Consider the following 12,878-nt stretch of genomic DNA (forward strand, 5'->3'; position numbering starts at 1 on the left):
TTTAAAAGTTTCTCAAATGTAAGGTTTTTTGAACGTTAAAATGAAAGAAGTCCCCTCATTATTGCTCTCATAATCTACATTCCCTCCTATTCTTTTCATGATTCTGTGTACGATAGACAGCCCTATTCCATTTCCTTTAAACTTCTTCGCATTATCCATCCTATTGAAAATTTTAAACATCTTATGCTTCTCTTCCTCAGGAATACCAATTCCGTTATCCGAGATTCTGTAAATAATGGCTTGCCCGTCTTCCGTTCCCTCAATTTCCACCTTTGGCTGATCTTTATGGGAAGAATATTTTACTGCATTATTGATGATATTTAAAAATACCTGATGAAGCAAAGTTTTATCTGCCATTACATCCGGACATTCCTTAATGATAATTTCACTTTTAGGACTTCCGTAGGTCATTTTTGCATTTTCAGAAATTTTGTAAATGGTATTCAATGTAGTAAGGCTTTCAAGCTGAATATCGCTATGCTTGGCACGGCTGAGCTGAAGCACATCCTTCATCATTTCAGCCATATTATCAATTTCCTCAATGATGGTATTAATCTTCGTTTTGCTCTTTTCAGAATCATCAGTAAGGTTCCCCAAAAGCATTTGTGCATTCAATTTCATCACTGTTAAAGGTGTTCCCAGGTCATGAGAAATTGTATACGAAAAACTATCCAGTTCTTCATTCACCTTTTTAAGCTCATCATTAAGCCTTTTGATCGCATTATAATTCTTATGTGAAGTTTCCAGAATTAAATCTCTTACAGCCTGTACTGCACTTACATTTCTAGAGTTCCATCTTTTAGAATGCCCTTGGATATTCTCTGTGAAAATTCGAAATGAAGTTCTGGGAGAAACCATCTGTTTTTCCTTTCCATTCTGAGAGAACACAGCTATTTTCTTCTCAGGATTACCTGCCCAGTTAATGTGTTCGTCAAACTCTTTACGAAACCACATCAGCATTTCATTTTTATCTCTTTCAATAAAATAAATTATGATTCCGGCTGCATTTTCAGATAAATTAAGCTCTTCACCATGATTTCTAAGGAAGCTTCTGTCAACATAAATACGATCCGTTGTATTTTCCAGAACCCACTGTCCAATTCTTTTAATTTCATCAATGGCAGGAGTAACTCCCTCTGTAATTATATTTTCATCCGAAAAAATAGCCAGCCCATCTGCTTCAGGTAAATTTTTAATATCAGGTTTACTTTCAACAAGAGAATCAAATAAATTATGATGTTTTAAAAATTTCGTTTTCAGTTCAGATAACTTCTCATTTACTTCCAGACGATAGTTCAGCTCTTTTTTGGATTTAAAAGATGAGTAGGCATTTGCTGCCAAGGCTGTGAAAATACCCGCCTGCACCCTGTCTTCAAGATCCACATGTTTGGGCTCTATATTCTGGCAGGTTACCAATCCCCATAAATGATTATCGATAATAATCGAAACACTAAAGCTGGAAGAAACACCAGAGTTTATAAGATATTGCCTATGAACAGGAGACATTCCTCTTGATGCTGAAAAACTAAGATCAATATTTTTATTTGTTTTACTTACAACCGGAACCGTCTCCGTATGTACGTTACTGAATATTCTTTTTCTCTTCTTAAGATAAAGATCCCGGGCCTGTCTTGGAATATCGGATTCAGGATAATGAAGTCCAAGGAAACTTTCCATCTCCTCATCTTTCTTTTCGGCAATAACTTTTCCGGAACCGTCCATCATAAATTTATAGACCATCATTCGGTCATAGTTCACCACCTTGGCAAGTGTTTCTAGCAAATGGTTCCAAAGTTCCTTCTCATCATCTATAATATAAAAGTTATCATATTTATTGGAAATTCTTTTATCAGGGTTCACTAAAACCTCTTCAAATTCCAGAAAAATAGATCCTCCGCTTCTGAACACAGAAAAATGATATTCCTTATCATTAATAAAGATCTTATCAAAATAGGTTTCATTCTCCCTTCTGGTGAATCTGTTCAGTGATGTATAGATATCTGAATCTATAATATGTTGAAAACTTTCCGGAAAGTCCGAAAGTTTCCTGTCGAACAACCCATCTAGGTCTCCGATTTTAAATATATCCGATATATTCCTGCTGAAAAAAGTAATGGAATGGGACTCCGCATCAATGCCAATCAAATAACCAAAACTTTGTATGGAGCCTGGAATATGGATGGGTTCATCGTGGCATTCTACAAAATTCATATAACTATTCAGTCTATCAATCAAATATAGGGCTTTTTTTAACGGTAATTATTCTGTTGTATTATTTTTTCCTACACCCCGACGATTATATGATTTTATCCGGAAAACATCACATTAAAACATTTTTCTTATTCAAGCAGTTTTAATATGATATCTCTAAAATATACGAAAAAAAATGCAATATTTATGTTTTTAACCTATTAACCCTGATTCATAACATGAATTAAGGATTATTAACCAAGATAATTGGTTTATTTAAACATTTTTAGCTAAATTTATATCACCAAATAATGAATATCAATAAAATATATTGAATTATTCACAATAAATTCAAGATAATAATTAAATACAAATAATACTATTATGAAAAAGTTCCCATTAATTTTATTTTCCTTGGTCCTCTCTGTAGGATTATGGAATCCATCAGAAGCATGTACGCGAGTAGTATACAAAGGTCCGCAAAATACAATTCTTACCGCCCGTTCTATGGATTGGCGTGACGAAATCCCAGCCAACCTGTGGGTTTTTCCAAAAGGAATTGACCACACGGGACAAACCGGATCTAAATCTGTAAAATGGACTTCTAAATATGGTAGTATCATCAGTTCTACTTGGGATATTGCTTCTGCAGACGGAATGAACGAGAAAGGACTTGTGGCTAATATGCTGTGGCTAGGTGAATCACAATACCCGAAATTCGATCCAAAAGGCAGTAAAAAGGGACTTGCCATTTCTTTATGGGCACAATATTATCTTGATAATTTTTCAACAGTAAAGGAAGCGGTAGACTTTTCGAGAAAAGAACCTTTCGTAGTAGTTAGTGATAATATTCCGGGAACGGAAAGATTTACAACCATCCATCTTTCTTTGTCTGATGCATCAGGTGACAACGCTGTATTGGAATATATTAACGGGAAACTGGTTATTCATCATGATCCGTCTTATACGGTAATGACCAACTCTCCTATTTTTGAGGAGCAGCTAGCTCTTAACAATTACTGGAAAGGAATTCCGGGTACTGTAATGCTGCCGGGAACCAACCGTGCTGCCGATCGTTTTGTGAGAGCTTCTTATTATATTGATGCTATTCCAAAAACTGCTGATACCCGCACAGCTGTAGCCAGTGTATTCAGTGTCATCAGAAACTGTTCTGTTCCCTACGGTATTTCTTCACCCACAGAGCCTAATATTTCTTCTACAAGATGGCGTTCTGTCTCGGATCAGAAGAATTTAGTCTATTACTTTGAAACCGTTTTTACACCCAACACATTCTGGGTAGATCTTAAAGATTTTGACCTGAGTGCAAAAGGTAAGGTAATGAAACTGGACCTAAGTAACTATCAGACTTATCACGGTAAATCCAACACTAATTTCAAAGAAACCCCTTCTTTTAAATTCTTAGGCTTAGAATAACTTAAGCCCAAACTAAAAATTTAATCCTTATGTGTTTCTATCTAAAAACACAGCCAGAAACATGTAAGGTTAAAAAAAATCATGAATGTAAGTTCAAGATTAGATATGTGATCATTTCCTTCCATTGGAGAATTATAAATCGAAGATTTAACGGAAGGGTTTAAGCAGCAAAAGTATTTATCATTTATAAGCACATCTAGTGCCTCACCTCAACTTTTTAAGGAGAGGGATAAAGTCTTTATGTTTAAATAATATTTCAAATAAGCAAAAATTAAACAAATAGATATGGCCTTTTTTTCATTTAAAAAGAGAAGCCTGCTCCTGTGCATTCTTATGGGCTGGTTTTCAGCTAACGCACAGATACAGGATTCTTTACAGACCAAACCTCAACAACAGGAAGAAGATAATGTAAAATATCCGCAACTTCAGATTAAAGGGCTTTTTCAGGCACGTTATCTGGTGGGGATGAGCAAGGATGTAGATGTAAACGGACTTCATCACTCTGATGGCGGCGGGACGAGCAATAATTTCATGCTAAAATACATGAGAGTTCAGGTTCGCGCGCAGATCAGTAAACGAACAGAAGTTGTTGCCTTGGCGAACTTTGCCGATTTTAAAAATGACCCTAAAAGCAGGGTTCTTGAAAACGCCTATCTGAAGTACACATTCAGCCCTAAGTTGGCATTTACTGTAGGACAATTCAGACCTTGGTTCGGGATTGAAGAAACTTATCCAATTGACATTATAAAATCTCTCGACTGGTCTAATCAGTATTCTGAATTTGGAAAACTGGGTTGGACTAGCTTCCAGATCGGGCTTTCTGCAACAGGACAGCTTAAGCTTGGTGAAATTCCTTTACAATATGCAGTATCGGTAGTGAATGGAAATGGAAAAAACCAGGTCAATGACAACGACAACGGGAAACAATACTCTACCCGATTACTTTTCGGATTATCTAAAAAATATAATTTCAATGTGGGTCTGAATGGAGGTATTGGCGAGGTTTTCAGTAAAAAAGTATATGCCGTAGGGATTGATCTAAGCTCAATGATTCAATTTGATCCAAGATGGAGTCTGGATATGCAACTGGAAGCGAAACAGGCTACCAACCATATCCTTTACAACTCTATTGCTCCTGAAGCAAGACCTGATAATCCTGATCAATATCTGGTTCGCGGGGTTTATTTTCTTCCGAATGTAAGATATGAAATCAACCATAAAAACCTGAGCGCCTTTGAGCTGTCTTGCCGATATGAATACCTTGACACCAACTTCAGAATGGCTTCCAACCCAAGACAAACCATCACTCCAATGGTGGGGCTGGAATTTCTGAAAAATTATGGGGCCAGAATTCAGCTGGGTGTACAGTTTGACCGTTACAAATATCAAGTAGAAAATACCTCTCAATACAACAACAATCTCTTCATCGTACAGGTGCAAAGTAGATTTTAACCTCTTAAATAGTTATCATCATGAAAGAAATTAATATCAAAAACGTAGCGATTACATTTGCTGCTGCGTTGATTATATGGTTCATTCCTGCTCCTGAGGGTGTAGCCGAGAATGCCTGGCATCTGTTTGCCATCTTCGCGGCAACCATTTTAGGAATCATTCTTAAAGCTGCTCCAATGGGCACCATGTGTATGATGGCCATAGGATTTACGGCCCTTACACAGGTAGTTGCTCCGGGAGATGCAGGAAAATCTATTACAAAAGCACTTTCCGGATTTGGAGATAAAGTGATCTGGCTTATCGGGATCTCATTCTTTATTGCCAGAGGATTCATCAAAACGGGTCTTGGAAACCGTATTGCCTTTTTATTCATCAGGGTGTTTGGTAAAAGTTCATTGGGATTAGCCTATGGATTGGGGCTTGCAGATGTTTGTCTGGCACCGGCCATTCCAAGTAATACGGCAAGAGGTGGAGGAATCATCTACCCAATCATGAAATCTATGGCGATAAGCTTTGATTCTGTTCCTGAAAAACCGGAAACTCACAGAAAACTAGGGTCATTCCTGACTTTGAACAGTTATTACATGAACCTGATCGCTTCTTCCATGTTCCTTACCGGGACAGCCAGTAACCCGATGTGTCAGAAGTTTGCGGCTAACCTTGGAATAGATATTACATGGATGTCTTGGGCAGCTGCGGGTTTTGTGCCTGGTTTGGTTGCATTCTTTGTAGTTCCGTTGGTATTATACAAATTATATCCGCCTGAGTTGAAAAAAACAGGTGATGCCCCGAAAATGGCTGCTCTGAAATTAAAAGAAATGGGACCCATTTCCAGAAATGAATGGCTGATGTTATTAGCTTTTTTCATTCTGTTAGCTCTTTGGATATTTGGTGGAGCACTTTCTATTGATGCTACAACAACAGCATTTATTGGATTAACATTATTGTTATTAACCTCAGTATTAACCTGGGAAGATGTAAAAAGTGAAAAAGGGGCCTGGGATACTATTGTTTGGTTCGCCGTTTTAGTGATGATGGCAAGTTCCCTGAATGAACTGGGCTTCATTGGCTGGTTTAGTGACCTTATTAAAGTACAAATTGGAGGTCTGAGCTGGCAGGTAGCATTCCCTGTTATTATTGTAGTTTACTTCTTCAGTCACTATATTTTTGCCAGTGCTACAGCCCACGTAGCTGCGATGTATGCTGCCTTATTGGGAGTAGGTGTTTCTTTGGGAATTCCTCCTATGCTGTTAGCAATGATGCTAGGTTTCATGGGTTCAATTTATGGAGTTCTTACTCATTATGGACACGGCCCGGCTCCGGTATTCTTCGGAAGTGGATATGTAGATCTGAAAATCTGGTGGCTAAGAGGTCTTGAAATAGGAATCGTCTTATTAATTATCTATATGGTTGTTGGTGGTCTTTGGATGAAAGTTTTAGGATATTATTAATTATTAAATCAAATATATGTTATCAACATTGTTAAGAAAAATGCTGATGTGTCTCACGGGACTTTTTCTGGGGTTCTTCCTGCTGATTCATTTTCTGGGTAATCTCCAGCTGTTTCTTCCGCAAGAGCAGGCACATTTACAGTTTAATGCCTATTCGCATTTTTTATCAGGGAATATTATCATCAAAATAGTTTCTTATATTTTGTATGCCAGCATCATTCTGCATGCAGTAGATGGTTTATTCATCACTTTAAAAAATAAGAAATCAGGTGGCGGTTATCAGGCTGACAAACGTGGAAGAGCCAGTAAATGGGCTTCCAGAAATATGGGAATTCTGGGTACATTAATCCTGATCTTTCTGGTGATTCATTTTCAAAACTTCTGGTACATCTACAAATTCGGAAACCCACCTTTGGATGAGAATGGAAATAAGGACTTATACATTTTGGTAATAACGGTTTTCAAGGAATGGTGGTACGTTCTTATTTATGTACTTTCCATGATTGCACTATGTTATCACCTGATTCACGGAATACACAGTGCTGTAAGAACGCTTGGGCTATACCATCCTAAGTTTGTAAAATGGTTCAAAACCATTGGGGTTGCTTATTCAATCATCATCAGTTTAGGTTTTGCGCTGATGCCTATTTATGTATTCTTCACTTATCATTAAACAGACCTATCATGATTTTAGATTCAAAAATACCACAAGGCCCATTGGAACAAAAATGGGATAATTATAAAAAGAAAGCTAAGCTCGTAAATCCGGCCAACCGTAAAAAACTGGATGTTATTGTTGTAGGAACAGGTCTGGCAGGAAGTTCAATTGCTGCTTCTTTAGGTGAAATGGGTTATAATGTGAAGTCATTTTGCTTCCAGGACAGCCCCAGAAGAGCACACTCTGTAGCTGCACAAGGCGGTGTAAATGCCGCTAAAAACTATAAAAACGATGGTGACAGCGTTTACAGAATGTTTGTAGATACCTTGAAAGGAGGTGACTTTAGGGCACGTGAAGCCAATGTTTACCGAATGGCAGAATGCTCCCTAAACCTCATCGATCAATCTGTAGCCCAAGGGGTGCCTTTCGGACGTGAATATGGTGGCTACCTTAATAACCGTTCCTTCGGAGGAGTTCAGGTAAGCCGAACATTCTACGCCAGAGGGCAAACAGGTCAGCAACTACTTTTGGGAGCGTATCAGGCATTAATGAGACAAGTCGGGAAAGGTTCTGTACAATTGTTTTCAAGGCATGAGATGCTTGATTTGGTCACCATTGATGGCAAGGCCAGAGGAATCATCGTAAGGAATTTAGACACCGGAGAAATTGAACGTCATGCAGCACATGCTGTAATACTGGCAACAGGAGGCTATGGAAAGATCTATTACCTTTCTACATTAGCCATGGGGTGCAATGGTTCTGCTATCTGGAGAGCCCATAAAAAAGGTGCTTTAATGGCTTCCCCAAGCTGGATTCAGGTACACCCTACTTCACTTCCGCAATCCGGAGATTATCAATCTAAATTAACATTGATGTCTGAATCATTGCGTAATGACGGACGAATCTGGGTTCCGTTGAAAAAGGATGAAAACAGACCTCCAAATGATATTCCTGAGAGTGAAAGGGATTATTATCTTGAAAGAAGATATCCTGCTTTCGGAAATCTGGCTCCAAGAGATATTTCATCCCGTGCTGCCAAGGAAAGAATTGATGCTGGGTTTGGAATCGGGCCTCTGAAAAATGCAGTGTACCTTGATTTTTCCAAGGCCATTAAAGAACAGGGAAAAGATAAGATTCAGGAGAAATATGGAAACTTATTTGATATGTATCTTAAGATTACAGGATATGATGCCTATAAAGAACCCATGATGATTTCTCCATCAGCACACTTTTCAATGGGTGGACTATGGGTAGACTATGAACTGATGACTACTGTTCCGGGATTATTTGCGTTAGGGGAAGCTAATTTTGCGGACCACGGTGCCAATAGACTGGGTGCCAATTCTCTTTTACAAGCTTCCGTGGATGGTTACTTCATTGCTCCATATACCATTGCTAATTATCTGGCTAATGAAATTCACACCGGAAAAATTTCACCGGATGCTCCTGAATTTGAAAAGGCTGAAAACGCGGTTAAAAACCAGATTCAGGATTTAATCAATATCAAAGGAACTAAAACCGTTGACTATTTTCATAAAACATTAGGCAAGCTCTTATATGATTATTGTGGATTGGCCAGAACTGAAGAAGGATTGAAATATGCCATTCAGGAAATAAGAAAACTTAAGCAGGAATTCCACAAGGAGGTAAGGGTTTCCGGACAAGGTGATACCATGAATACGGAACTGGAAAAGGCAGGCCGTGTTGCCGATTATTTTGAGATTGGAGAACTGATGTGCTATGATGCCTTAACCCGTAATGAATCCTGCGGAGCACACTTCCGGGAAGAATACCAGACACCGGATGGTGAAGCACTGAGAAACGATACAGACTATCAGTTTATCTCTGCATGGGCATGGACAGGTGAAAACGGCGAGCCTGAACTGATCAAGGAACCTTTGATCTTTGAAGAAATACAGCCAACGGTAAGAAGTTACAAATAAAAAACAAAAATTATGGATTTACACCTTAAGATATGGAGACAGAAAGACAAAAAAAGTGAGGGAAAACTAGTCAATTATGATCTAAAAGGCTTAAACTCCCACATGTCTTTCCTAGAAATGCTGGATACTTTAAACGAAAAACTGATCACCGAGGGAGATGAACCTGTAGAATTTGATCACGACTGTCGTGAAGGAATCTGTGGACAATGCGGAATGATGATCAACGGTATTGCCCATGGTCCTCTAAAAAATACTACGACTTGCCAACTTCACCTACGATCTTTTAAGGATGGGGAAACTATTTTAATAGAACCATTCCGGGCAGAGGCTTTTCCGGTGAAGAAAGACTTAAAGGTAGACCGTTCTGCCTTTGACAGAATTATTTCTTCCGGCGGTTTTGTATCTATAAATACAGGGCAGGCTCCGGATGCCACAGCAATTCCGGTTACTCACCAGACTGCTGAAGAAGCCTTTGATTCTGCTGCCTGCATTGGATGTGGTGCCTGCGTTGCCACCTGTAAAAACGGAAGTGCCGCATTATTTACTTCAGCAAAGATTACACATATGGCATTGCTTCCACAAGGTAAGGAAGAAAGAAGCAAACGTGTTCTGGATATGGTTTCCCAGATGGATGGCGAATTATTCGGACACTGCTCTAATACGGAAGCCTGTGAAGTGGAATGTCCACAGGGAATTTCAGTACTGAATATTGCCAGAATGAATTTTGAATATAACAGAGCTTTGTTTTTTAAGAAAAAATAATTGAATTAAAAAAGCGAAGAAAATAAGAAAGGGCAAATGGACCAATTGGTAGATTTGCCCTTTTATGTTTACATTCTTACACTAAGCTCCCGATATATAGTCTTCCAAGGGGAATTTTCATCATAATGAATATCAATGATGCCCTGTTTAGAGACAGAAGAAAAGTATAATACTATTGTTTAATGACCTCTTTTCTATTAAACTTCTTTCTCGAAGTAAAGTCTGTAGTATTTTCCTTTATCATCTTCACCCGTTTCCAGTTTCTGTCTGTCTCCATGAATGTAGATATGGAAATTTTTGTCCAGCTTGATGATACTTTTAAAGTGTCTTTGGGTCTTTTTTACTGCGGCTTCACTAATTGGGAATTCTTCTGCGATATTCACCTGCATATCCTGTTCGTAATCAGTTTTAAAGTTCACGAAACTTTCAATTACATGCTCGTCTCCCAATACCTCATTAGCAAATTCATCCAGTTTAAACTCTTCCTTTTCCTTAAAGAAATTGATGGATTTATTCAGGAAATCAGCCTGATCAGCCTTTGAAACCTCAAATTCCTGTGGCAATTGCTTTGTAATATAATCTTTGTATACCATCAATGCTTCCTGCGTGTGGAAGTATTCATCGTCACGTTGTTTTACCTTTAAGAAATCCTCAAACCAATAATACATATCACCGTTTTTGTTGTTGTCTACAACGGAAAGTACGTATCCTGTATCTTTATTATTATTGTGGATTAAGGCTGCTTTATCAATTTTAGATAAACCAATTCCCATGTCTTTTTCTATGTCAAATGTTTCATCCTGCGGATTAATTTTCAGGAATGATTCTCTTTTTTCAGTTTTGAAAATTCCGATCTTGTCTACTCTATCCGGACGGTCACTTTCATCTTCAAAAAGAACAATGAACAACTCTCCTCCCTGAACTCTTGGGTTTTCAGCAGCTTCGAAAAGATGTTTTGCAATATTTTCAGCTTCCCAAATGAACTTGGACTTATCTTCAAAAATTTCAGATACTGCACTGTAAACCGGATTGTTCACCAGGTACGTATCACTGTAAAAATGGAAAGTTTCTTCTGATTTGAAAGAACCTAAAAAGTAATTCTCAAGCAGTTCTGCCATTCCTTCCTCCAACTTCAATTCCTCCTGGGAAAGCGTTAAAGATTCTCCGTTGATCTTATTTCCGACTCTGTGTACTATTATTTTTGAAAACATCTTCTGAATATTTGGACTGCAAAGATATTCATTCTATTCTTTATGCAAAACTTAAAAATAGGAATGATTTTGTTTTAGGTTGCGCTAAATTTTTTGAACCGTAAAAGCCACAAAAGCTTTATTTTAAAACACTTTAGTTCCCTTTAAAATTTAAAATAATGCAGTAAAAAGCTCACTAAAGGTGAAAATTTCAGATTTTCAAAACTTAGGTGTACTTCTTATACATAAAGCTTTTCACTTCAAATAACTTAAGTGCTATAATCCTTTTGTGAGTTTTGTAGTTTACACAAACAGATTAACCTTAAATGCTTGATGATTAAAAAAAATGATTTTTCCAATTTGATAAAACCCTTATCATTTTGAAATGCTTTTTTCATTTTAAATCTTCGATAAAAACATACCAAACACTTAATAATCAATACACTAAATAAAATAAGCATTCAACGGAATACCATTGGTATCATCATTTGAAAACATGGAAAAAATGGACTTGAAAACATTAAACAGAATAGACAGGCTAAGAAGATTAAAAAGCAGAGGACCTAAGACTCCCAAATGGCTAAAGCCTTACCACCTACTTTTTATCGCCTTTTTAACCATTTTCATCTTTGGAGCCATTATAAAGGTACTTGAACAAAACCGCATTTAAAAAAATATAATATGAACTATTTACAGGCCGTACAGGAAATCACAGAATTGGTTCCTGACTTTGAAACTGAACTTAAAGAGCATAGAAATCCAACTTCGTACAGTGTTATCAGGACATTCACGGAGCGTATCAAAAACATGATCCGCCAGAATGACAGTAATCTGCTACTCAAAAGCTTACAAAAGATGGACAAAATTTACACCGATGGAGATGTTGCCTTAAAAAATGCAATTGATAACACATTTATCTATTCTTTGGACAATTTTACAGCTTTTTGCAGCAAGGAAGACCGAAAAATGATCTTTAGTCATATTTCTTCTACCCTGAAAAGTAGCTATTCGAGACAGATTTACAACCACGGCATATAAAGGTTTTATTACATTTTTCACCCGTTTCATTACAAAGTGTTTAAATTAAACAAAATTAAAAATAACTCACAATCAATAGATTATGAAAAACAAAATCAGAAAAATTTCAGATTGGAAAACCTGGAAAACTACGACTAATAGACACAATTCAGAGATATTACTCACTCACATCGCTGTGATCGTTGGTGTATTTATTTTTGCAGCTTGTCTTTAAATTTTGGTATACATTTAGCTTCAATAAAAAGTGTTTGAAAAATTCTTAATTATGATGAAAGTACAAATGCAAACTATTAATCAAAAAATAGCTGTTGAATACTTAAAATTTTTCTATCCGCCACTTCGCAAGGAAATCATACAGTTATCTGTTCATGATAATTTTGCAGGAATTATGCAGGCTACCGTTAATTATCTGAAAGGCCTGCTGCAGGAATCTAAGATCAACATTATTGCCCATCACATCAAACTTATGGACGGTCTTTACAGGAATGGAAATTCTTATGTAAGAACCATGATTGAAAATATCTTCATAAGGTCTTTTGAAAGTTTTAAAAAGCATGCAAAAATCCAGCATTGGAAACTTCTTTATCATTATATGCCTGTGAGCTTCCAGATTATTTATAATGAGCAGCAGAAGCAAGACCAGATCTACTTTGGGAAATAAATAGCTTTTATAGAGGCGAAATCGCAAAGAGGTAAATCGGCACAATTGCTTACTGAAGTCTTCCGATATCTTTTACTAAAAAGAGGGAGGAAAGAATAT

At 37.2% G+C, this 12,878-nt stretch carries 11 protein-coding genes; 9 read left to right on the forward strand and 2 right to left on the reverse strand.

Going from position 1 to position 12,878, the window contains the following annotated elements; translation table 11 throughout:
• Window positions 1-12 precede the first annotated feature (12 nt).
• Window positions 13-2,211 carry an ATP-binding protein gene (locus EG359_RS08740; RefSeq protein ID WP_076352475.1) on the reverse strand — a complete coding sequence of 733 codons (2,199 nt, stop codon included), beginning with the start codon at window positions 2,209-2,211 and terminating at the stop codon, window positions 13-15.
• Between the two features lie 363 nt (window positions 2,212-2,574).
• Here EG359_RS08740 and EG359_RS08745 point away from each other — a divergent pair, with 363 nt between their 5' ends.
• The 6 genes from EG359_RS08745 (at window position 2,575) to EG359_RS08770 (ending at window position 9,890) form a co-directional block, all read left to right on the forward strand.
• The gene (locus tag EG359_RS08745) at window positions 2,575-3,624 is read left to right on the forward strand and encodes a linear amide C-N hydrolase (RefSeq protein ID WP_076352476.1); all 1,050 of its coding nucleotides are present in this window, start codon (window positions 2,575-2,577) and stop codon (window positions 3,622-3,624) included.
• A gap of 285 nt (window positions 3,625-3,909) precedes the next feature.
• Entirely contained in the window at window positions 3,910-5,076 is a 1,167-nt protein-coding gene (locus EG359_RS08750; protein ID WP_076352477.1) for a porin, read from the forward strand.
• A 20-nt stretch (window positions 5,077-5,096) separates the two neighbouring features.
• Window positions 5,097-6,527: an anion permease gene (locus EG359_RS08755; protein WP_076352478.1), complete on the forward strand. Its 1,431-nt coding sequence runs from the start codon at window positions 5,097-5,099 to the stop codon at window positions 6,525-6,527.
• Between the two features lie 16 nt (window positions 6,528-6,543).
• Window positions 6,544-7,200: a succinate dehydrogenase cytochrome b subunit gene (locus tag EG359_RS08760; RefSeq protein WP_076352479.1), complete on the forward strand. Its 657-nt coding sequence runs from the start codon at window positions 6,544-6,546 to the stop codon at window positions 7,198-7,200.
• Between the two features lie 11 nt (window positions 7,201-7,211).
• The gene (locus EG359_RS08765) at window positions 7,212-9,128 is read left to right on the forward strand and encodes a fumarate reductase/succinate dehydrogenase flavoprotein subunit (RefSeq protein ID WP_076352480.1); all 1,917 of its coding nucleotides are present in this window, start codon (window positions 7,212-7,214) and stop codon (window positions 9,126-9,128) included.
• 12 nt (window positions 9,129-9,140) lie between these two features.
• Window positions 9,141-9,890: a succinate dehydrogenase/fumarate reductase iron-sulfur subunit gene (locus EG359_RS08770; RefSeq protein WP_076352481.1), complete on the forward strand. Its 750-nt coding sequence runs from the start codon at window positions 9,141-9,143 to the stop codon at window positions 9,888-9,890.
• A 197-nt stretch (window positions 9,891-10,087) separates the two neighbouring features.
• Here EG359_RS08770 and EG359_RS08775 read toward each other — a convergent pair whose 3' ends face one another.
• Window positions 10,088-11,101 (reverse strand): nucleoid-associated protein, encoded by a 1,014-nt coding sequence (locus EG359_RS08775; protein ID WP_076352482.1) that lies wholly within the window; start codon window positions 11,099-11,101, stop codon window positions 10,088-10,090.
• A 475-nt stretch (window positions 11,102-11,576) separates the two neighbouring features.
• Between EG359_RS08775 and EG359_RS22420 the strand changes: the two genes are divergently transcribed.
• From EG359_RS22420 to EG359_RS08785, 3 genes are all read left to right on the forward strand, one after another.
• On the forward strand, window positions 11,577-11,750 hold the full coding sequence (locus tag EG359_RS22420) for a hypothetical protein (protein ID WP_164463054.1): 174 nt from the start codon (window positions 11,577-11,579) through the stop codon (window positions 11,748-11,750).
• Between the two features lie 11 nt (window positions 11,751-11,761).
• Window positions 11,762-12,118: a DUF7674 family protein gene (locus EG359_RS08780; protein WP_076352483.1), complete on the forward strand. Its 357-nt coding sequence runs from the start codon at window positions 11,762-11,764 to the stop codon at window positions 12,116-12,118.
• 265 nt (window positions 12,119-12,383) lie between these two features.
• Complete coding sequence (locus EG359_RS08785) at window positions 12,384-12,779, forward strand: DUF7674 family protein (RefSeq protein ID WP_076352484.1); 396 nt, start codon at window positions 12,384-12,386, stop codon at window positions 12,777-12,779.
• Window positions 12,780-12,878 lie beyond the last annotated feature (99 nt).

Origin of the sequence: Chryseobacterium joostei, assembly GCF_003815775.1 — a bacterium.
Classification (GTDB): Bacteria; Bacteroidota; Bacteroidia; order Flavobacteriales; family Weeksellaceae; genus Chryseobacterium; species Chryseobacterium joostei.